Origin of the sequence: uncultured Clostridium sp. (assembly GCF_963515715.1) — a bacterium.
Taxonomy (GTDB): Bacteria; Bacillota; Clostridia; order Clostridiales; family Clostridiaceae; genus Clostridium_AW.
Genome location: NZ_CAUPZS010000012.1, coordinates 55,674 through 77,161 on the forward strand (window position 1 = coordinate 55,674; position 21,488 = coordinate 77,161).

Annotated in this window: 21 protein-coding genes; 2 read left to right on the top strand and 19 right to left on the bottom strand. The window is 35.6% G+C overall.

Annotation, left to right across the window (positions count from 1 at the left end; genetic code table 11):
* The first annotated feature begins 364 nt into the window (after positions 1–364).
* Positions 365–1,273 carry an AraC family transcriptional regulator gene (locus RYO54_RS10165; RefSeq protein WP_315118262.1) on the top strand — a complete coding sequence of 303 codons (909 nt, stop codon included), beginning with the start codon at positions 365–367 and terminating at the stop codon, positions 1,271–1,273.
* 152 nt (positions 1,274–1,425) lie between these two features.
* Here RYO54_RS10165 and RYO54_RS10170 read toward each other — a convergent pair whose 3' ends face one another.
* From RYO54_RS10170 to RYO54_RS10215, 10 genes are all read right to left on the bottom strand, one after another.
* Complete coding sequence (locus RYO54_RS10170; protein WP_315118263.1) at positions 1,426–2,760, bottom strand: PGN_0703 family putative restriction endonuclease; 1,335 nt, start codon at positions 2,758–2,760, stop codon at positions 1,426–1,428.
* A 341-nt stretch (positions 2,761–3,101) separates the two neighbouring features.
* Complete coding sequence (locus RYO54_RS10175) at positions 3,102–3,659, bottom strand: rRNA adenine N-6-methyltransferase family protein (protein WP_315118265.1); 558 nt, start codon at positions 3,657–3,659, stop codon at positions 3,102–3,104.
* Positions 3,660–4,046: 387 nt separating this feature from the next.
* Complete coding sequence (locus RYO54_RS10180) at positions 4,047–4,931, bottom strand: hypothetical protein (protein WP_315118267.1); 885 nt, start codon at positions 4,929–4,931, stop codon at positions 4,047–4,049.
* Complete coding sequence (locus tag RYO54_RS10185; protein ID WP_315118268.1) at positions 4,921–5,382, bottom strand: transcriptional regulator, SarA/Rot family; 462 nt, start codon at positions 5,380–5,382, stop codon at positions 4,921–4,923. Before RYO54_RS10185 ends, RYO54_RS10180 begins: the two co-directional genes overlap by 11 nt.
* A gap of 254 nt (positions 5,383–5,636) precedes the next feature.
* Positions 5,637–6,512 (bottom strand): MerR family transcriptional regulator, encoded by an 876-nt coding sequence (locus tag RYO54_RS10190; protein WP_315118270.1) that lies wholly within the window; start codon positions 6,510–6,512, stop codon positions 5,637–5,639.
* A 179-nt stretch (positions 6,513–6,691) separates the two neighbouring features.
* Positions 6,692–7,468 carry a peptidoglycan recognition family protein gene (locus RYO54_RS10195; RefSeq protein WP_315118271.1) on the bottom strand — a complete coding sequence of 259 codons (777 nt, stop codon included), beginning with the start codon at positions 7,466–7,468 and terminating at the stop codon, positions 6,692–6,694.
* A gap of 26 nt (positions 7,469–7,494) precedes the next feature.
* Positions 7,495–7,707, bottom strand: a complete 213-nt coding sequence (locus RYO54_RS10200) for a phage holin family protein (RefSeq protein WP_315118329.1) — start codon at positions 7,705–7,707, stop codon at positions 7,495–7,497.
* A gap of 109 nt (positions 7,708–7,816) precedes the next feature.
* A complete protein-coding gene (locus RYO54_RS10205) occupies positions 7,817–8,638 on the bottom strand; it encodes a protein-glutamine gamma-glutamyltransferase (protein WP_315118273.1) in 822 nt (273 codons plus the stop codon).
* Positions 8,635–9,630 (bottom strand): hypothetical protein, encoded by a 996-nt coding sequence (locus RYO54_RS10210; RefSeq protein WP_315118275.1) that lies wholly within the window; start codon positions 9,628–9,630, stop codon positions 8,635–8,637. The genes RYO54_RS10205 and RYO54_RS10210 overlap by 4 nt, the downstream gene beginning before the upstream one ends.
* A gap of 260 nt (positions 9,631–9,890) precedes the next feature.
* The gene (locus RYO54_RS10215; protein ID WP_315118277.1) at positions 9,891–10,508 is read right to left on the bottom strand and encodes an N-acetyltransferase; all 618 of its coding nucleotides are present in this window, start codon (positions 10,506–10,508) and stop codon (positions 9,891–9,893) included.
* 111 nt (positions 10,509–10,619) lie between these two features.
* Here RYO54_RS10215 and RYO54_RS10220 point away from each other — a divergent pair, with 111 nt between their 5' ends.
* Positions 10,620–11,447 (top strand): MerR family DNA-binding transcriptional regulator, encoded by an 828-nt coding sequence (locus RYO54_RS10220; RefSeq protein ID WP_315118279.1) that lies wholly within the window; start codon positions 10,620–10,622, stop codon positions 11,445–11,447.
* Between the two features lie 111 nt (positions 11,448–11,558).
* Here RYO54_RS10220 and RYO54_RS10225 read toward each other — a convergent pair whose 3' ends face one another.
* The 9 genes from RYO54_RS10225 to RYO54_RS10265 all read right to left on the bottom strand — a co-directional run bounded on the left by RYO54_RS10225 (position 11,559) and on the right by RYO54_RS10265 (position 21,469).
* Entirely contained in the window at positions 11,559–12,317 is a 759-nt protein-coding gene (locus tag RYO54_RS10225) for an ABC transporter ATP-binding protein (protein WP_315118280.1), read from the bottom strand.
* Positions 12,318–12,320: 3 nt separating this feature from the next.
* Complete coding sequence (locus RYO54_RS10230; protein WP_315118282.1) at positions 12,321–14,639, bottom strand: ABC transporter permease; 2,319 nt, start codon at positions 14,637–14,639, stop codon at positions 12,321–12,323.
* Positions 14,624–15,946, bottom strand: coding sequence for an MFS transporter (locus RYO54_RS10235; RefSeq protein WP_399549338.1), 1,323 nt, complete (start codon positions 15,944–15,946; stop codon positions 14,624–14,626). Before RYO54_RS10235 ends, RYO54_RS10230 begins: the two co-directional genes overlap by 16 nt.
* The gene (locus RYO54_RS10240) at positions 15,915–16,559 is read right to left on the bottom strand and encodes a TetR/AcrR family transcriptional regulator (protein WP_315118284.1); all 645 of its coding nucleotides are present in this window, start codon (positions 16,557–16,559) and stop codon (positions 15,915–15,917) included. Before RYO54_RS10240 ends, RYO54_RS10235 begins: the two co-directional genes overlap by 32 nt.
* A gap of 316 nt (positions 16,560–16,875) precedes the next feature.
* Positions 16,876–18,927 (bottom strand): sigma 54-interacting transcriptional regulator, encoded by a 2,052-nt coding sequence (locus RYO54_RS10245; RefSeq protein ID WP_315118286.1) that lies wholly within the window; start codon positions 18,925–18,927, stop codon positions 16,876–16,878.
* A 254-nt stretch (positions 18,928–19,181) separates the two neighbouring features.
* Positions 19,182–19,436, bottom strand: coding sequence for a glutaredoxin (locus RYO54_RS10250; protein ID WP_315118287.1), 255 nt, complete (start codon positions 19,434–19,436; stop codon positions 19,182–19,184).
* Positions 19,437–19,448: 12 nt separating this feature from the next.
* Complete coding sequence (locus RYO54_RS10255; RefSeq protein WP_315118289.1) at positions 19,449–19,817, bottom strand: RidA family protein; 369 nt, start codon at positions 19,815–19,817, stop codon at positions 19,449–19,451.
* A 96-nt stretch (positions 19,818–19,913) separates the two neighbouring features.
* On the bottom strand, positions 19,914–20,168 hold the full coding sequence (locus RYO54_RS10260; RefSeq protein WP_315118291.1) for a glutaredoxin: 255 nt from the start codon (positions 20,166–20,168) through the stop codon (positions 19,914–19,916).
* Positions 20,169–20,185: 17 nt separating this feature from the next.
* The gene (locus RYO54_RS10265) at positions 20,186–21,469 is read right to left on the bottom strand and encodes a dicarboxylate/amino acid:cation symporter (protein WP_315118293.1); all 1,284 of its coding nucleotides are present in this window, start codon (positions 21,467–21,469) and stop codon (positions 20,186–20,188) included.
* Positions 21,470–21,488 lie beyond the last annotated feature (19 nt).

Consider the following 21,488-nt stretch of genomic DNA (forward strand, 5'->3'; position numbering starts at 1 on the left):
TCCCCATATTTTATTATTTTTATATTTAAATGAATATGATTTTCATTTCATCTAAATTTTAACTAACTTACATTGAAGTATTGTCTCCATCCCATACTATATCTCTATATTTCTTCGAGTCTGTATCTCCTTCTGTGCTTATTAAAAGTATATTTGAATCTTCATTTAGCCCTATCTTTGCCATAACGTTTTCAAAAGATTGCTTTGCTTGTCCTTATATATCACTTAGCTTTTCTCCAGTGCTCTTTCTAATAAATATTTAATGCACTATAATTATATTATTATTATAGTGTTCATTAATTGAATTTTCTATCAACTTATTACCAGTTAATATCGTAATATTGATTTAAAGGAGGAAAATCCATTGCAGATATTTGACATCCCAATTACCAGTGACTTACAGGAAATGACTATGCACGGAAATGCATTATTTCCAATAGGAGTGTACAAAACTCTGATAAGTAGAAACATACGTGGATATATACCCTTTCATTGGCATGATGAAATACAATTCGTTCTTGTAGTAAGAGGCTGTGTAAGTTTTACTATTAATCAATCAACATATAATATTGAAGAGAACAATGGTATTTTTATTAATTCCAGTTGCCTTCACTCTGCAAAATCATACAATTCTAAAGATAGCGAATATATTTGCTTCGATATAGCCCCAAGTTTTCTTGCTCCTTCTTCAGAAAGCATTATTTATCAAAAATATGTAGAACCTTTTTTAAAATCAAAATTAAATTCAGCTATTACACTAAATACTTCGATTCCTTGGCAAAAAGAAATTTTAGATGCTCTAACTAACTTATTTGAACTTTATATAAAAAATGAATTTGGATTTGAATTAAATATGTACTCTATATTATTAAGTGTGTGGCATTTAATAATTATCAATACACCTGACTATATAAATGAAGTTAACACGAATGCTTTTGCTGAAGACCAAAGAATTAAAGAAATGTTATCTTATATTCATGAAAACTATAAAGAAAAGATTACACTAGAGGATATGGCAAAAGCTGTAAATATCAGCCGCTCTGAATGTTGTAGATTTTTTAAACGAATGATCAAATTAACGCCATTCGAATATCTAATTTCTTACCGTATCAGTCAAAGTATACTACTATTAAAAAAGAGTAATTTATCTATTACAGAAATTGCCTATGAAGTTGGATTTGGGAGTGTGAGTTATTATATTGAAAAATTTCGAAAACATACAGATTATACCCCAAAAGAATTTCGAAGTTATTGTATTACATTACCTGAATAGATCCATTAGAAGCTGTCTCAAATAATTAAAAAATCATTAATCATGGCACTATTACCATGATTAATGATTTTTGGATAATTGAAAATTCTAGTCCATAAAAGTGGTAAATTTTAAACTCAAAATGGTACAATCTAATTAATACGAGTGATAAATCACTTAATTAGATATTTATAAGTAAACTCTTTATTGTAATAATCCTTTAAATCGCCAGATGGCAATCTTTGGGTCAATTCGTCAACAATATCTTCCCAAGTATATAAAATAAAATGATCTGTAAATTTGTGTTCCAATATATATTCCCCTGCTTTTAAAGCTTGTTTTCTTATACCATAATTTTCTTTAGGATATAAGAATACAACATAACTATCTTTGCTAATGTGAACTATGTTTCTCATAATTTGATAATTATTTAAAAAGTATTCTTCAGTTTTAAAAATTTCCTTTATAGCTTCGTTATTATATAACAATGGCTTATATACTTCTCTAAATTTATCTTTATGTGCCTCATCATTTTGAGCTTTTCCAAACTCATTTTCAGTATACTTAATCTCAAAATATATTTTTATACCAGATTTTAATTTAATATAAAAATCAAAATTAGTTTTCCTCCCTTGTCCTTCTTCTAATTCTGATTTTTTCTCAAAGCTTATATCCTGGATTTCATAATTACCCTCTCTTTTTATTCCTATAATATCTAATATTAATTCTATATATTTTTCTTTAATCAAAGGATAGAAAAAATTAATGCACATGGCTTGAGATGAATTTAAATGATGAAAATATTTATGAAACTCAATTTTACTATACTCTGATTTATAGAAACCGTCTCTATAATTTTCAATTATGTTTAATTCTTTCTTATCTTCCGGTAAAATGTGCTTATATAAAAGTTCTTTACCTTTATAAATAAATTTGCCATCCTCTTTAGTTTTTAATTTATTAATTTTATATTCTCCCATATGTTCTTTAACACGTGTTTGAAAATCTCTTAAGTCAAGAATAGCAGCTTTATCATTCCAGCGAGAACTGATAGATGCAAGCCTTTCTATTGGAAAACTGTCTTCTGCTATAAAAACATAAGCTGAACCATATGGCAATTTATCCTTAGGCAAATTTATAATATCATCATAGCAACAATCAATATCTGCCATATACATAAAGGTCCTAACCACTTCTAAATCTGTACTTTCATCAAGATTATCAACAATTATCATTTGTTTGTTTTTAGAGATATAGTAGGGATTTTTTCTATCTGAGTAAGGCATTTCTTCAATATTATTTGAATTTAAGGTTCTGGCATCCAATTTACAAACTTCTAAACTTCTTTTTTTAGAATACCTTTCAAGCTCTTTAATGATTTTATTTTTGCTACCATTAACTTTTATTATAATTAATGGTTTTTTACCAAATAAATCATCTAAAAACATATTTAATTCATCTGGTAAATGTAAATCTGCTCCTTGATCACCTATTTTTATATTGCGCAATAAACTCATCTCCTATTTCCCTATTTTTATAAAGTACTTTCATATTCAACTAATGATAATATTTTGATTATATAATTTATCCATTCTATAAAATTCCAAATATTCCTTCTTAATTTCCATATATATTCTATTAAATATTTATTTTTCTTCAATAAGATATTATTAACATCATATTCACATTTCTCCGTCAATTCTAATAAACATCGTACAAAAAAAGAGCCGAGATTTTACTCTCGGCTCTAGGTCTTTTTCTTGATTTTTTGTTTAGTTTCTGATAATGAAAATATGTTAATCACTATTGCAAAATGGTGCTCTCAAATAACTTATTGATCAACATCCAATCAGAGACTGCAACAAAACACATATGCAGGTGGTATGTTCCTCACTTCTCTTTTTATACCTACCTCTTTAAAGTATTGCCCAATAAAATCTTTTTTCAATAAAGTGTACTGAAAAGTAATAAATTTACCATCTTCCTTCAAATGATTTTGTGTCTGCTTTAAAATATTTGAGGATACATTATGTGGCAAACTCGCAAAGGGAAGTCCTGAAACAATATAATCTATCCACGGAATATCATACCTTATTATGTATTTCTCAATATATTCGGCAGAATCGTTAATAATATAAAGGTTTGGTTCATTTTTATATTTCTCTTTCAGCAGGTTGCAAAACTCTTTGTTGCTTTCAAAAAGCAAAATTATGGTGTCTCTCTTTCTTTTTTTTATCATTTTTTCAGTAAATACCCCTGTGCCTGGTCCATATTCCACAATATAGCTGGCACAGTTAAAATCAATATTTTCAATCATTTTGTTTGCAAGATATTTTGAGCTTGGAAGTATAGCTCCTACAGTTCTTGTTTTTGTAATATATTGTTTTACAAATGATAATCTTTCCATTTCAACCCCCTTTTATGTTGCAATACCAAATCTTTGATTTATTATCCAAGTCTATACAAAAAACATTCATAAAATAAGATTTGAATACCGGATGTCCATTATAAATATGCTTTAACCAATATGGAAAGAGATCGGTGTCAAATTAGAATTAATAAACTTTTCGTATTAAACTGATTTGCTCATTATATCAACCTCCATACTAGTATCACTTAAATTCTAAACTATAAAGTTACTTTACAGTCAAGTATTTTTATAGTATTTTTATGTACAGCTATATGCAACTGGACATTGAATTTTCCCCATACTTCCCAAAGTGTTTGCTATTCTTATTCTTCATGCTGCCCTAACACTACATTTAATTTAGCCATAGTTCAATTCTACTAAAATTTATAAATTTTTATAAATACACCTGTCAAAGTAAAAAGCAAAGGCCGCCAGCAATATAAAAGAGGCTGCTTTTCCAATCAGTTCCGGAGCGGTTACATGAACATTCGTCATAAGTTGAAACGCAGACTGTATCATCACCATAACAGCGATAATCTCGCATAAGCGAATCATAGTGGCGAATATCACATCACCCAAACCATTTCCTTTTCTAAGCAGATATAGACAGATAAACATCAGCGGGCTCAAAATACCTATATCCAATACATTTGTAATCTCCGTTGTATAAACTTCAATCCTCGAAAGAGAATGATTGTTGATAAGGGAAATAACTACATCAGGCAGCCAAGCTACCATTAAAGCAATGCCAGAACAAATCAGAAAAATCTCTACTCCCTTTGTTGGCTTATTCCACGCCTGTTGTTTCTTCAATTCCGAAAAATTTACATCTTTAATCAGAGCAATCAAAATAAATAATGATAAACCGAACAATGAAATATATAACAAGTGTAGCTGATTATAAGTAACACCAAATGCAATGCTCGTAGCGTAGTAAAATACTACACCCATATAAGAAATTAAGCTAAGCTGTGTTTTCAATGTTCTATGCTTGATTTCTCTAATCAGAGAAGCAATCATAAAGGGAATTACAATAATAAGCATTGTAATATCGCTGCCAATGAAGATTGGCGCACGAAAGTAGGAGTCATGAGCATAAACTCCACTGCCCCATAGCTTTACGGTATCCCCATATTGGTTTACCACTTCGTATGTCTGACTAGTAGAAAAGGAACAGGCTCCTGTTATAGTTATGACAAAAAGAAGCAATAAACAAATTCCAATAGAAATATGAATACCATTCCATTTTGTGTGTGGACTATTTTTCATTGGTTTGTACCTCACTTTGAAACTTTTCGATATTTTCGTTCATCTTTTTAATAACTTCAACGACAGCATCCAGTTCTGTTTCTGTGATATTCTCAAATACCCTTGCAATGTTGTTTAGACTGTATTGTTCTATTTCATTCAAAACGTCCTGTGCTTGTGGTGTAAGTGATACACTCAAAGCTCTGGCATCTATATTCGATTTTTTGATAGATACAAAACCTTTCTTTTCTAACGATAAAAGCATTTTCTTAATGTTTTGCCTGCTGCTTCCCATATATTTCGCAATCTCGTTGACGGTTGCATCATCTTCTTCCATCTTTGTCATAACGATAAGCAGAAACCATTGTTTCAGTGTCAACTCTGGTAAGACTTGATCCCCCAAAGTCTGTAATTTGTTAGAGAGCAGCAAGATGCTTCCAAAAATTATTTCTTGTTTTTCTGTTTTACCCATTATTTACACCTCCATTATGCAACAGGTTGCCTTTATTTTATTATAAGCAACCTATTGCATAAATTCAAGGTATTTTTTAGATTTTCTATAGTTTCAAGCCTAATGTGAGTTGCATTTCTATTTCTATAGCAGCGAGAGGTGTATCCATCATAAATTATGTTTATATAAAAACAAAAGCATCAAAATCTTTCATCTCAATGCCTTTGGACTTTCCTCGTGTAATATTTGTGTAATATAAGGTGTGCTCATTAGATTTAGTTACTCAATTTTTGAATTTCAGGATATTGCGATAACAACTTCTCGTTTGCAATTTCAAGCTGTTTGTAATAATCCGAGTATGATGTACTTAGTTTTTTCATTGCTGGAATAAAAATATCGTAATAACCACTGATACTGTTAAACTCCTTAAGCATTTCTTGAATTTTGTAGGTAGGGGAATTTTTATACTCCTCCGACTGCTTATATTCAAGATACCAATCCAGTATTTCCTTGTTTTCAGATAAGAAATTTTCTGGATTTTCAATAGATTGCTTAATTTTTTCGTTCATCTCAATAATACTTTGTGTACTGAAATTCTTTGTGCATTCAATTAGAAATTCCTGTAGATCTTTTGGGAAGTTCAGCGTGGGAACGTTATCGAGAAAACTAACTATTTCTTCATAAGCTACTTGTTGTTCTTTCGTGGAAATCGGCTCATTTAAAAAACGTGAAAAATGAAGGGTAATAAATCGACCATAATAACCAGGAAAAGCATCTAATAGCTTTTCTGTTATTGTTTCGTTTTTTTCAATGGATTTAAGCTCCACACTTACTTCATCAAAACTTTTGCCCGTACTTAGTTTATCAAGTAGCGATTGTTTTGCTCTTTCTTGTTTAAGTCTTAACTCTTTTTGAATGGAAAGCTTTTGTAAAGTCTCTCCATTTTCATCTGATAGTGCAATTTTAATATCATCCGTTCCAAGCCCCAATTTACGCAAAATTGCTATTTTTTTCAGTTTTTCAATATCATCAGTGGAAAAATCTCTGTACCCGTTTTCCAAAACATCAGGAAAAATCAAGCTTTGTTCTATGTAATATTCAATTGCTTTTTTAGTCAGTTTTGTTGTTACACACACTTCTTTAATAAACATAATTGTCACCTCGAAACAATCATAAGCTAGCACCCAGGGTGATAGTCAAGTGGCTTTGCAAAGAAAATATAAATTAACTCACCTACAAGAGCTACTTCTCTTTTCTTTTACATACCATAATTTTAAGCTTTTGTCAAAGAGCCATGGACTAGGAGTTAACCTAACCCATGGCTTTAAATTTAATTTGGTACCTTTAACATTATTTCATTCTCTGCTACAATTTTTCCATCCTTGTTATATCCTTTAACCTTAATTTTATAGTAGACTCCTTTAGAAAAAGTGCCTCCTCCATTTCTTATATTTATAATTTTGCTAGTATTTTTAAATAGCTTTGTATAATTACCATTAGGTGGATTAATGTCAAAAGCCCAACTTGATCCCTTATCACTGTCCACCCAAACGAAAACTCTTGTAATATCGTCAGAATAATCTCGAATTATTAAGTTTATACCAGGAACTCCATTGTAATTTGCATAGCCCCCTCCGTCTAATTTTATATAAGACTTTATTTCCTTATCAGATAATATAGCTTTTCTGATCTCCTCTAAGGGATAATTAACTCCAGGGCAATTGGAAGCTCCTACTTCTCTATGACCATATATTTTATTAATCCCATATTTATTACATAAATATTTACATAAATCTATTATAGTCTTCTTTTGTACCTCTGGCATTGTTTCTTTCATATAGCTTCCTTCTGCGCATATTCCTAAACTGTTTTGATTAAATCCGCTCACATGGGATCCTACTGCATTTTCTGGTCGTCCTGTCCATATACTTCCGTCTTTTCTAACTAGATAATGGTATCCACAGCCAGCCCACCCATTATTTAAATGCCACCTATGAATATCTTCTATACTGCATTTTGAAGCTTCTGCATGATGCAGAACTATAGACTTTGGATTATTACCATAGGATAAATTTTTAAAACTTAGATTAGATTTATTTATCTTCATTATTTTCACCCTCTCCTTTCTGTTCTCTACTTTATTCGCTGATTAGCATATACAATTACTCCTGTAACCAATATGCCTTGTATAACTGCATTTATATTAAATTCCATTAAGGCTATAACTCCTATTGTTTCAAAGAATAATAATATCCATGGTATTAACCAATCCTTTATATTAGACTGCTTTAACATTAAACCTAAGGTATAAAGAACAGGTATTAAAATTAATGCCTGTTCTAAGATACACTACATTATATTCATTTTCTTTATCTCTTGTTATTTAAAATAGTAAAAGAACTTGACTCTCAAGTTCTTTTACTATTTTTTCAACTATTCTATTGTATATTTCTTTTTAATATTGTAGATAGTTTCGATAGTCTCTATAAATCTCTCTCCATCTTTCCATTCGCATTGTAGAAATAAAATTATAATATTTATTAGCTATTTGCTTAGCATTTAAACGCACTGCAAAGTCTAGTAAAAAAGCTGATCTTGTAGCTCCTCTTTTCCTATTCTTATTTAACGCTCTTATTATTCCATCAGCGGTTGTTATACCTATACCATGACCATAATAAGTTCCATCGCCTAAATTAATAACATTTTCTCCCTGCCATTCAGGCGTTACCGGATTTACATCAGGATTTCTAAAATATTGACAATCTCCAGGAAAGAATTCTGTTACACCTCTATAATTTTCCATATAAAGGTTTCTACTTATATATTGCCAATCTAATAAATATATACTCGGATACATTTCATTAAAAAGTTTTTCGGGAAGTATGTTAACAAGTGCCTTATAATAAACAATAACCATTGCAGTGGCACATTCAGTACCATATTTTGAACTATTAATAAAGATATCCTTTATGGCATCAGATGGTTTTATATATTTTTTTAATAAAAAACCACCTTCATTAGTACGCTGCCAGTAATCTGTATTACATTTTGATTTACGAAATGTTGTAAAACTCATATCACTTTCATCTAATTCCCTAGCTGCTCCAACAATATTTACTCGTAGTTTTATGTCAAAATTTAATTGATTTAGTGAGTCATATCTATAAATATCTTTACTTGATGCTAACTGCTCGGCAATCTGTCTTTCCAGGCTATTTGGTGGATACTCAGCAACAATTTTATCTCTGGTAACTATATTACCTGAAATTATAATCATCGTATTCCTCCTATTCTAGCAAATTTTATTTGTTCCTCTATTGGACACTCTAGCCAATCCTGCCACTTATATATGTTATTATGATGTAACATAACGGAAAACTCTGAAAGTAATATTTGAGTATTCTTATCTAACCTTTTAAATTCATCTATCAATTTACACTTTTTTGCGCTTAAAATCCTTAATATTTTTCCTGTATCAATTGATATTGGTTCACATAAATACTTTCCTTCCAAAACTACCCTATAAATTACGGGATTGCCGCTTTGTTGAAAGCATTCCTCTGTGAAGCGCAGAAACAGATTATTTTTTCCGAACCAATCAAGAAAAGATAGGTATTGTTCTTTGATATCTATGTTATCTCGTATACCTATGTCTGGCACAAAACTTAAAAGCTTCTGTGCCAATTCAATATCTTTCAACTCTTTAGATAGTAATCTTTCTGAAATAATGCTTAAACTTATAGGATCACGTGATTCAAAAAAAGCCCAAGCTAAATGATGTATTAGTAATCCTTGTTTATATCTCCTAAAAATCATTTCTGCTATTATGGGCAGTACCGTTTTATCTCTATATACTTTTGTTAGACATATTGCTGTTATATCTAAAACTTCATCATATTGATCATTCAATCCATCGTTAATGCACCCCGTTTCTAGCATCCACTTTAAGACAGAATGAACTGCTTGTATATAGTCAAATGAAAGATCTTCAACAGCTGAAATGTTTTCTTTACTTAACAATATTTCACTTGTGATTCTTAAGGCAATTCTATTTCGTATATTTAACTTCTGAAAAAGCTTTAGTTCCTCAATTTCAGGTTTAAGCACAAAAAGTGAAGCAAAATGCAAGTTTTCATCATTAATTAAATTTAGAGCTTCTTTCTCATTAGCTTTGGTTAGTTGATGAAAAAAGGGCCTAATACTATCTACTCCACTATCATCCATTCTTTTATCTAAGAGATTTATGGTGTTTAAATTATAGATATACACATATTCTCCTCCTTCATTTTTATAGCGCTAACCCATATTATTATTTATACTTGCTAAACTTGGTACAGCTCTAAAGGTTGTGCTATAGTTTGAATATCTAGGTTTAGGAATCTTATGTGCTCCATTTTTATTACATACATAAATATATATGCTACCATCTTTAAAAAAATCACTCTTTTATTTATTTTCAACAAATTTTACTAAATTAGGTGGAATAGTCCACCGCATTTTTACTTTTTTCTTAATATCTTTCTTTACTGCTACTCATGATTATAAACCTTCTGCATTATAGCCCATCTAGCTTCTCCAACAAAGTATCCCTTTAAGCGACTTTTTATCTTTTTTATATCCTCAAAACCAAATCGCCAATAAAGGTGTTTTGCAGGATTCCCCCCGGCAACTGCTAATGTATAGGATGTATATCCTCTATCTAATAATGCCTGTTCTCCGTGCTGAAGAAGTAACATGCCAATTCCTTTTCCACGACATGTTCCATCAACTGCAATATGTTCTATATAGCATTCTCCTTCATTTAGTTTGTGAGCTTCTAACAGTGCCATTTTGCTGTACATCATTATAATATTGTAGACACCATATTGTTTACATAAGGATATAATAGGAATGTTTTCATTTGTATTTTCTGTTTTTCTACAACGTATTAGAATTACGCCAACTACCTTTTTATTTTGTTTAGCTACAAAATGAAGATACGCGGGATCATCAGCTTCGAGATGCCAAGAAGCGTATAAAATATTTTCTATATCATTATTACTTAGCTTTTGGTGTTGGCAGAACTTGCTTTTAAAAGATTCTACTAATAAAGCAATTACATCTCTAAAATCAGTATTTTGATACTTCTCAATATAAATATTATCCATCAGCATATTGTCCCCTTTACAAATTAGATTTTTCCAGGTACTATACTTAAAATAAACCCTTGAGTTGCTCAAGAGTCAATGAATATTATTAAATTTTTTGAGGAGGATAAAATGCAGGGATTACTACGGATTGGGCAAGTAAGTAAATTGTATGGTATATCACTTGATACTTTACGTCACTACGACCGAAAAGGATTGTTAAAGCCAATTGTTGATTCTCAAAATGATTATCGTTACTATTCCTTAGAACATCTAGATATCTTAGAAATGATTTTGGTTGGAAAATATATAAACATCCCTCTAAATCAAATGAAAGAAAGAATAGATTCGGAAAGTATTGATGGATATTTATCAATGGTAAAAGAACAAAAGGAACGTATAAACGAAGAAAAAAGGTTGTTAAATCAACTTGATCAATATGCTGAGGATATGTTAGCGATACTTACGACTATTTCTAAATTTAAAAACGATTATACATTTTCTACTGCTTCAGTTTATAAAGAAATTGATATTACCATCTATAGAATAAATCTGGAAACATTACTGCAGGAAGACGCTAAATCACAGCAAACAGAAGGGATAGAATCTTTGGAGCAATGGGCTTTCTATCATAGTGAACCGGATGGAACAATAGTAGAGAATGACGAGGTAATTGGTTTTTCATTTCCTGGCAGTACGATAAATACAACTATACTTGAAAATCAATTTATATTTGCAGCTGAACATAACGTTGTGGCCCAACATCATGTAACGGGCTATTATGCCAATATTATGTTCTGGGGTGTAAAAAATGATTTAATCAAATATCTATATAAATTATGCCGTCATTTTCGCCTGCACGATTCTACCCTATTAGTAAAATACAAGTTTGCGCTACTTCATAAAAGTATGGAACACGAATATTTTGTAGAAATATACTTTCCCCAAAACCCAGTTTAAAAAACAATATTCGTGGCGTTGTAAAAATCTATTTATGACAACAAAAATGCGCCATAGGATGTTATTGTCCTATAGCGCATGCACTTTGTTTCAGTTATATGGTCTAAAAAACTATACTCCTATTTCCCGCATTTTCTCCGTGATTTTTTTCATCCTGTCATCAATATTTGTGCCACTGAATTTCGGAAGTCGCATTTCGCTCACGATTTTTCCGTCGCACATAAACATAATACGCTCCGTCCACGCTGCCACCTTTGCATCATGAGTTACAAGCATAACCGTAGTACCTTCCCCGTTGATTTCGGAAAAGATGCTCATAACCTCCTGTGCAGATTTTGAGTTAAGCGCTCCAGTTGGCTCGTCACCGAAAACAATTTTCGGATTGCTCATAAGTGCTCGGCATATTCCCACACGCTGAAGCTGTCCTCCCGAAACCTGTGTAATATCACGCTTTTCCAATTCCGAAATGCCCGTCTTTTTCATAAGCATTCTTGCTTTTTCAATAATTTTCGTAGCGTTTTTTCTGTTGTCGCGCATTGAGGGAAGAATGATATTGTCGAGAATATTCAGATTTTTAAGCATTGTAGGCTGCTGAAAAACAAATCCCATTTTTCTTCTGCGTATATCTGAAAGCTCATTTTCCTTGAGTGCCGATAAATCCCCACCGTCAAAAACAACCTTTCCGCCATCAACTCCGTCCATTCCACTCAGCGCAAACATCAGTGTGGATTTTCCTGAGCCTGAAGGTCCCATAACCGCAATAAACTCGCCTTCCTTTATTTCAACAGACACTCCGTCGAGAACATTGCGCTTTTCATCGCCCTCGCCGAATGATTTCACTATATTTTCACTGATAATAATCTTCTTCATAAGCTACTCCTTTATATTTTCGTATATTCTTATCTTCTCGATGCCTGATATGCCAATTATTGTTGCGATAAGTACTGAACATACCATCATCAGCGGACAAAGTATGTACGCTGAAAGCGGATTGACAGTAAATTTAAACGATGTCGCTCCAAAAAAGGAGATAGCCATGCCCGCAAGCATTTCTCCAAGCGTATTTGCCAAAAACGTACCAAAAATGATTCCCACAATTAAAACGAATACTGAACGAGAAACATACTGCACAGTAATATCCGAGTTTGTAAAACCGAAGGCTTTCATTACGGCAATGGAATATCTATCCTTTGCAACAAGCATTTTCATAAACAATAGGGTAACAAGTAACGTAATAATCAGTGAGACGCCAATTGCGGCAGAAGAAGCCTTTTTAATGGCGCTTAGTGTTGCGCCGAACATCTGAGTAATATATTCATCAATGCTCGAAACTTTTGAAAAACCAAATTTGCTCGCATATTCCGAAACCTTGCTATCAATCAGAGATTCATCCGCAAGCTCTGCGCCGATTACGTACCACATAATGTTCGCTGAATCGTCAGTAAAAGCAGCCTTTGCGGTTTTACCACCGTTGGTGATATCTGAATAAATTCCGCATACCGTGAAATTTTTCTCCTTCCCTTGAGCCACCAGTGTAATAACATCGCCAACCTTTTTGTCTAGTTCATTGGCGTTTATAACTGATAGCGCAATTTCGTCTTCTGCGGTGGGTGCTCTGCCCTTGGAATACGTTACAGGAAATACCGAATGGTTGCCCAGCTCAATTTTTATGCTTTCTTCCGAGCTATCCTTCATTTTCACCGTGAATGTTTTGGTTGTAAGCACGGCATACTTTGCAAAGTCACTGTCATTGTCCATCGCTGCCACAATTTCCGATGCTTTTTCAGAAATATTGTCGGTCTGCTGAATGTCGATGCGCATGTCGCAGTCTCCAATTCCCATATAGGTTATGAAGCCTTTTGAGGAAATAGTATTGTACATATTCTGGGGAATAATCATGATAAACGCTGAAATCACAAACACCACAACCATTGTTGCGTAAAGTCTTTTCCTTGTAAGAACATCTTTGATGCCGAGAAAAATATTTGTGTCAAACAACCTATTTTTGCTCAAAACAAAACTCTTTGCACCGGCGGATTTTTCCTGGGAAATGCCAAAGCGCATTGCTTCCGTGGCAGATATTTTCCGAAATCGTTTCAGCACTTTGCTTACATAGGCAATAATTGCAAGGAATACAATCAGTATGCCGATTATCCCGAAAAGCAAAGCGAAAGAAGCATTTTCGCTTTCGCCCATATAAAGCCGTATATTTTCAAGAAGCACGCCTCTGAATACAAACGAAAGTGCAAATCCGAGAATACAGCCAGCCAACCCAATCGCCGTGTATTTTGCAAGGTATATTTTTTTAATGTCGGAAACGCGCAACCCTATTGCTTTCATAACGCCTATTTCTCGGTAATCGTCCTCAATTTTAGCAAGAAGCGTGAATCGTATGCATAGAAACGCAATCGCAACCACAAGCACGCTTACAAGAAGAATAACTGCAATCATCAACCCGTCGGAAATCGCGTTCATCATTTTGAAAAGCGGATAGGTGACCGTCGGTCCGTTCGATTCTAGTCCAGCGGAGGTATATGCGGTTTCAAATGCACCAAGCGCCGACAAATCTTTTAATCTAAACTCAATCAGATACTCTATATTTCCAAAATCCTTTATTTTCACATAATCATTTTCACTGATAAGAAATCTCTTTGATGCGGCGAGAGTGGAATTCATCTGCGAATCACGGAGAAATCCCGCAACAATAAACTTCTTTCCATATATTACTGCTCTATCGCCGATCTTTGCAGTGCCGTCTTTCATATAACTTATCGGGACATAAACCTCTCCATCGAACACATTGATAATGTTTCCATCAAGGTCGAGGAGATAATCGAACTTTTCGCTCTGCGTGCAGAAGCCGTTGTCCTGAACAGTACCTGCAAGGGAGTTTCCGTTAATTACTATCTGCGTACCTTCAACATTTAGAAACTCAAGCACTTGAAATTCATCTACATTACTATTCTGCTCTGCGAAAATCGTAAGTCGTGCAGTATCTATTTCATCCGAATGCATCTGTAAAAAATGCGGAGTTTTTGCCTGCGTCATAAGCGTATCAATCGCGCCCGAAAGATTTACGATAAGTATCGCCGCCAACGAAACAAGCATAGCCGCTGCAGCGATAAATATCATTGTTGCCAGCGTTATTACTTTGCTTTTTAAAATGTCACCCTGGATTATTCTGCGATACATAAGTCACCTCCATTTTCAAGCCTTCTCACTGATTTTATGTGATACAGAATGACCGAAGTCACACATAACAGTATTCCAGCGATGAGGATAAGAAATCCTGCCCCTCTGCCGCTGCCTGTACCGATGATCTTTCCCACACTGTGAGCCAGCATTCCGCCATCTAGCAGCAAAGGAGTGAAAACATAATCCGCAAGCACACCCGAAAGCGCATAGGCGGCTATATATCCAAGCTGAGAAATCACACCAATAAGTCCCCATGCTCTGCCCTGAAGGTTATTTTCGATGTTGGTGCGGATAAGAAAATCCAAACTTGTATTTGCAAATGGGAGCATTGCAAAAAACAGAAATCCCGAAACGCAAACAATTACAATATTTTCCCGCAGACCAAACACTGCCATAAAGATACCAGCAAAAAACAGCGAAACCGAAAGTGTTTTTACATAGCCCTTTTTTATGGAGAAAATCCCTATCAGCACACTTGTCACAAGCATTCCCGAAGCGGAGATTGTTGAAGTTGTTCCTAATACAGAGCTGTTAGCGAAAGCAAGTACCATCGGCGTGGAAAGTGTTTGGATAAAGCCGAGAAAAAATGTTAAGACAGAACCAATTATTACAAGAGCAAGCACACCTCTATTTTCTGAAACAGCGCCCCAGCCGTCTTTAAATTCACGGATAAAGGATTTTGACTGTTCATATTTCTTTGAGTCAAGACCTTTTCTCACGGCAAGAGTTGAAGTAACGGTAACAAGAGGTGTGCAAATGTCAATCAACAGCAGCAGTTTGATATCTGAAACAGAGAGCAGAACCGCCGCAAGTAAGGGGGAGATTAGATATTTCGCCGAGCCCGCCACCTGAACAAAACCGCTTGCCTTTGTGTACTGCTCCTCAGTAAGTAAATCCGTAACCGTAGCTCTGTACGCAGGCTCAAGCAGCGATGAAAACACCGAACTGATCGTAACTCCCACGCAAATTTGCCATAGCTGTGCTTCTCCACGAAGCATGCAAATCAGAATAAACACAAGGCCCACCGCCGAAAGACTATCGCCCAACACTATTAAAAGCCTGCGGTCATAGCGGTCTGCAAGCACGCCCGCAACAGCGCTTAAAAGAAGCGACGGCAAAAATGCAAGCAGCATTACAAGTGCAGTTGCCGACGCTTTCCCTGTCTGCTCAAAAACATATACTCCAAGCCCAAATGATGTAAGCCCGCTTCCTATTGCCGAAACAAAATCTCCCGACCACAGAAGAAGAAATTTTCTGAATGATTTTCCTGAATTACTCATTGCTGCCTCCATTTCCGCCGCCAAACATCTGCATAATATTAAAGCTTCCACTTTCGGCGCCGAACAACCTTTCCGTATTGAAAGCAAACGCCTGTATGCGTGAAACGCGCTCCTCATCTGTCATCTCTACCATATCATCATCAAAAACAGTATTTGCGTATGCTACAGTCATTTCCACGCATTCATATGGGAACGGCGTGCTGAACAATCCCTGCTCGATGCCCTCGCGGATTATTCCCGTTAATATCGGCGTAACGCCGCTGATTATAACCTTTTGTATTTTCTGATGCATAAGCGCGTTTTGTGGCTTATGAATGTGATCCTTAATTTCCTTGCTGCTTCCACCACTTATCTTCAGTGCCATTACAGCACGAATAAGGCGCTCGTTTATAGGTATGCTCTTGTCAGCGGCAATTTCCTGAGCTGCACCTAAAATACGGACATTATACCGCTCAATCAACGCGTCCATAATATCCTCTTTCGACTTGAAGTGGTAATACAGCGTTCCCCGTGCAATTCCAACCTTTTCGAGAATATCATTTGTACTTGTGCGGTCAAATCCCTTCTGAGCAAAAAGCTCCTCCGCCGCGTCAAGTATCTCATTTTTGCGTTCTTCAGCTTCTTTTACAATCCTCATTTTTACATCCTCCTTTTATAGACCGACTGCCTGTCTAATACATTGTATTATACTTTTTTAAAGTTGGCAAGAGGGCGTATAAAATACATCATAACGGATAACATTACAACAAAAAAAGACTGGATAATAAAAATCCAATCTTTTTGGAATCTGCAATACAGCTCTTCATTCATCCATCATTTATTCTCGATTTTACTCTATAAATATCTATAGGGTTTGCTTTTCATTTTACAATATAAGAATGGTTTCACTAATATATTAGTTAACCAAAAATACTGTCGACTTTCTTTAATAATGGCATTCTAAAGTAATTTCATCAACAATCCATATCCCGGCTCTCCCAGTATTCCTTCCCCTTCAGGGTAAGTCTGCTTCCGCCTCTTCCTTTTCTGATTTTTACAAAACCCTTTTCCTCCATATCCTTTAAAATATCTCGAATTTCCTTTTGGGACAATAGAAGATGCTGCTGCTTCGCTCTCAGCATCAATTTATCCCTTCCGATAAACTCATTTCTCTCCGCTGCTATATAAAGCTGCTCCAGAACGAACCAGAATGGCGAAACCACCTCCTGAAGTCTCTCTTTCTTCTCCACATTCACTGGTCTGGATGTCCGTACATGGAAAATGGTGGGCGGTAAATCATCCATCTCAATCACCTGTTTCCCGGTATAAACAAAGTATTCCACTGTGTTATGCAGTTCTCGGATATTTCCCGGCCAGGAATACTGACGCAGAAAGTCTTTCACTTCCTCTGATAGCTTAAAGTCACCCTGGAGTTCCTCTTTAAACTCCTCCATCAAAAGAAAAACATCCTCTCCTCGTTCCCGTAAAGTTGGTACTACAACCGTCAAGGTATTCAGACGGTAATACAGGTCCTTTCGGAAGCTTCCTCCCTCCACTTTCTGATCCAGAGATTCATTGGTTGCCGCAACAATTCTGACATCAACGCTTATGATTCCGCTGCCGCCTACACGCATAACTTCACCTTCCTGCAGAACTCTCAAGAGCTTTATCTGCATGGCCTGACTCATGCCTTCTACTTCATCGAGGAATAAGGTACCGCCATGGGCAAATTCAAACAAACCGGGACGTCCTCCTTTTTTAGCACCGGTAAATGCCCCCTCTTCATAACCGAAAAGCTCACTTTCCAGAAGATTTTCCGGCATGGCTGCCACATTAATGGCGATAAAAGGGCCCTTGCTTCGCTTAGATGCACAATGCACTGCATGAGCCAAAAGTTCTTTTCCCGTTCCTGTTTCACCTACAATTAAAACCGGACTTTCGGTAGCTGCCATTCGTTTTAAAATCTCCCTCGTCCGGCAGATACAATCTGACTCTCCGATTACATCATCAAAGGTGTACTTGGCATAATGACCCTTTTTCAGCAGCTGGCTTCTTAACTCATTCTGTTTGGATTCCAGCTCACTAAATTCCTGTAGGGTAGCAAATGCACCGATGCATTCCTTCTGCCTCAAAACCGGTATAACTGCAATACTTACGTTTACGCCGCCCAACTTAATCACTTTAGGTGGAATTTCTTTCTTATCCTTCAAGGCGCTGTAAAAGGGAATATACGGAAATACTTTTTCCCCGCACCTGCCAAGGACAAGATTCTTCTCAATCTTTGCAATCTGGCAGGCTTTCTTGTTGCATGCAAAGATTTCACCCTTTTCATTAACGCCTACCAGTCCCTCATCTAATATTTCCATCAAAATATGGAATTGGCTTTCCAGTCTTCTAGAACGGGTGTATATCTGATTAAAGCTGTAATTATGCGTTACCATTTTTTGAAAATAATCTTGGAATTTTTTTGTCTCTAGCAGCTCTTCAAGTCCCAGACGTAGGGCGATCTCAATCATCATCCCTGAGGTACAGGAACGGTGTCCGATATTTAAAACATTCTTTACGCTCTGAGGCACATATCTCTCCTCATCGGGCGTTATAGCTATATCCACCGGCTCTTCCAAAACAGCACCTGGATAAAATGAAATAAAACGAATATGGTTTATTCCCAGCTGCTGCAGCTGTGCAATAGCCTCCCGGGCCATGGTATCCGTCAAATTTACAAAAAGCGCCCGAGTCCCCTTTGGTATCATACTGAGCTTTTGTAGCGTACTCCACCGGTAGGAAACCTCAATTCCCATGGTCAGGCTGTCTATAGGAACATGACGTGCCACCTCTTCTGCGGAGCCATATGCATCTGTTGAAATCACAAATAAATCTGCCTTGGGCAGCGTTCCCATGGCAGACCCGTCACTCACACTGTAGGATGCTATTTCCACATATTCCCCAAACAATTCATTAATTTCTTTTGCATAAGACTCTCCGGCTCTGGAATCAAAAGCCACTACAGATATCGTCCTTTTCATGTTTCCTCCATAATTTCCTCATATTAGTTACATATATTATAGCTTAAGTAATAAATGAATGCAATTTGTTCCTTATCCCAAACCTATCGGCGGTTCCGGCACCGCCGGCCACTCCTCCTATAATTATTACTTTCATCCCATTCTCTTTATGTGATAAAAGGATGCTGCAAACGCTGTTATACCAACATACGTTTTCATGCAGCATCCCCTTTCTTTTTATTTTATTTTTCTCTCATATCTTCTAGGTCTTTTTCTTAACCCTCTAGAACCTTTTTGATATCCATAGTCAGTTCATTGTTCTCTAAAACAAAGCATGGAATTCCTAGACGTTCTGTTCCTCTGATTTCATCGTAAAGAGCATTAGTATCTCTCAGTTTTAAATATTCCTTTAAATCTGCATGGCAGGATAGGATATCCTTAAAATCAATATCTGCTCCAGCATCAGAAAGCTTGTTTAATGCAGCTAAGGTATCTGGACAAAGATGGCTTCCAATTACAGTAATTTTCATATTATTTCCTCCTTATTTTACAGCTATTGCTTCAATTTCACATAGTACACCCTTTGGAAGGGCCTTTACTGCTATACAACTGCGGGCCGGATTTGATACGAAATATTTTGCATAAACCTCATTAAAAATTGCAAAATCCCCCATATCTGCTAAAAAGCAAGTAGTCTTAAATACTTTTTCAAATCCGGTGCCTGCCGCTTCTAGGATGGCACCTACATTTTCACAGCTTTGTTTTGCTTGTTCTGCAATTCCCTCCGCTATTTCCCCATTTTCTGGATTAACCGGAATCTGACCGGAAGTGTAAACTATTCCGTTTACCTCATATCCTTGAGAGTATGGCCCGATAGCTCCAGGAGCTTTTGTTGTTTCGATAATTTTCATGTGTTCTTCTTCCTTTCTTTTTCGATATGTGATTTTATAACTTTATCATAAACTACTAAGTTACTACAAACATTTTATATATTCCAGGTCTTTTTCTTAGCTCTCCATGGCCTTTTTGATGTCCATGGTCAGTTCATTGTTTTCTAAAACAAAACATGGAATTCCTAGACGTTCTGTTCCTCTAATTTCATCGTAAAGAGCATTAGTATCTCTTAGTTTTAAATATTCCTTTAAATCTGCATGGCAGGACAGGATATCCTTAAAATCAATATCTGCTCCAGCATCAGAAAGCTTGTTTAATGCAGCTAAGGTATCTGGACAAAGATGGCTTCCAATTACAGTAATTTTCATATTATTTCCTCCTTATTTTACATAGACTGCTTTAATTTCATATTAATGTGTTCTTCTTCATTTGATTTATTTTTTCCTCTCTTTAACATCCAATCCTTACCTTCCACTAAACGTGCGACGATCATGGATGCAATGGTATCACCTGAGGAATTGAGGCAGGTAGCTGCTGGGTCCACCAAAAATCCAATAGTAGCAATTAATGGGAATGCTTCTCCTGGAAAACCAAAGAGGCTGACAATCAGCATTTCTCCTACCAGACCGCCGCCTGGAACACCAGATAATACAAATGCACTTAAAATTGATACTAAGATAGCCATGGCATAGGTTCCCATCCCTGTAAACGGCATTTGGAACACACCAAACAGGAAAGCAATTTTCGTTATGGACGAAAGTACGGAACCGTCCATATGCATAGTAGCTCCCATAGGCAGAACTATGTTAGAGATATCCTCAGGTACTCCGATATTTTTACAGGATTCCATATTAACAGGTAATGTAGCTACAGAGCTTTGTGTGGCAAATGCAGTAACTGCAGGCTTGAAAATGTTCTGCACCATTTTCTTTACTCCCAGCTTTCCTCCAGCAAAATATGCATAAGCCGGGAAGAAAACCACTCCATAAACAATACACATAGGATAATAAATCAGCATTGTACGTCCATAATCCCCAATCAGCTGAGGACCAAACTCACCAACCAGGTTTGCAAAGTAAGCGCCCAATCCAATAGGAGCTAGCTTCATAATCATTTCCACAATCCTCATAATAACCCTATTCAGGTTTTCTAATAACTTACCTACAGCGCTTTCTTCCCCACCGCAGACAGATATAGCCATACCGGAGATGATAGCAAATACAATAATTGGCAGCATGTTTGCACGGCTCATAAGACCAGAAAAATCGTTAACCGTCAAAGAGCCTACAATCATGGAGCTGATGTTTGCAGTCTCCTGCATCTCTGCGCTTCCCATTGCAATTGCAGTATTTGCTGCCGGCGGCCAGATATTGACAACCGTCAAAACCAGAATTGCTGCGAAGCATCCCGTTATTATAAAGGTCATCACCATACTTCCTAGGATTTTACCCAAACGTTTCATGTTCAGCATACTTCCTACAGCAGTTGCTATTGAAACAAATACCATCGGAACTACGATAGTAAACATTAAATTAATAAAAATTTCTCCCAAAGGCGCAAATACTGTTGCCTTTTCCCCCAAAACAACACCCAGTATAGCTCCCGTAATAATCCCCCCAAGCAAAATGAGAGGAGATCGATAATGCTTCCATAGTTTCTTCTTATCCATATTTTCCCCCTTCTAGCAT

Excerpts from the sequence above, each read along its gene's own strand:
- RYO54_RS10175 (WP_315118265.1), bottom strand. The coding sequence starts at position 3,659 with ATGGAAAGATTATCATTTGTAAAACAATATATTACAAAAACAAGAACT.
- RYO54_RS10180 (WP_315118267.1), bottom strand. The coding sequence starts at position 4,931 with ATGAAAAATAGTCCACACACAAAATGGAATGGTATTCATATTTCTATT.
- RYO54_RS10185 (WP_315118268.1), bottom strand. The coding sequence starts at position 5,382 with ATGGGTAAAACAGAAAAACAAGAAATAATTTTTGGAAGCATCTTGCTG.
- RYO54_RS10190 (WP_315118270.1), bottom strand. The coding sequence starts at position 6,512 with ATGTTTATTAAAGAAGTGTGTGTAACAACAAAACTGACTAAAAAAGCA.
- RYO54_RS10195 (WP_315118271.1), bottom strand. The coding sequence starts at position 7,468 with ATGAAGATAAATAAATCTAATCTAAGTTTTAAAAATTTATCCTATGGT.
- RYO54_RS10205 (WP_315118273.1), bottom strand. The coding sequence starts at position 8,638 with ATGATTATAATTTCAGGTAATATAGTTACCAGAGATAAAATTGTTGCT.
- RYO54_RS10215 (WP_315118277.1), bottom strand. The coding sequence starts at position 10,508 with ATGGATAATATTTATATTGAGAAGTATCAAAATACTGATTTTAGAGAT.
- RYO54_RS10220 (WP_315118279.1), top strand. The coding sequence starts at position 10,620 with ATGCAGGGATTACTACGGATTGGGCAAGTAAGTAAATTGTATGGTATA.
- RYO54_RS10225 (WP_315118280.1), bottom strand. The coding sequence starts at position 12,317 with ATGAAGAAGATTATTATCAGTGAAAATATAGTGAAATCATTCGGCGAG.
- RYO54_RS10230 (WP_315118282.1), bottom strand. The coding sequence starts at position 14,639 with ATGTATCGCAGAATAATCCAGGGTGACATTTTAAAAAGCAAAGTAATA.
- RYO54_RS10240 (WP_315118284.1), bottom strand. The coding sequence starts at position 16,559 with ATGAGGATTGTAAAAGAAGCTGAAGAACGCAAAAATGAGATACTTGAC.
- RYO54_RS10245 (WP_315118286.1), bottom strand. The coding sequence starts at position 18,927 with ATGAAAAGGACGATATCTGTAGTGGCTTTTGATTCCAGAGCCGGAGAG.
- RYO54_RS10250 (WP_315118287.1), bottom strand. The coding sequence starts at position 19,436 with ATGAAAATTACTGTAATTGGAAGCCATCTTTGTCCAGATACCTTAGCT.
- RYO54_RS10255 (WP_315118289.1), bottom strand. The coding sequence starts at position 19,817 with ATGAAAATTATCGAAACAACAAAAGCTCCTGGAGCTATCGGGCCATAC.
- RYO54_RS10260 (WP_315118291.1), bottom strand. The coding sequence starts at position 20,168 with ATGAAAATTACTGTAATTGGAAGCCATCTTTGTCCAGATACCTTAGCT.
- RYO54_RS10265 (WP_315118293.1), bottom strand. The coding sequence starts at position 21,469 with ATGGATAAGAAGAAACTATGGAAGCATTATCGATCTCCTCTCATTTTG.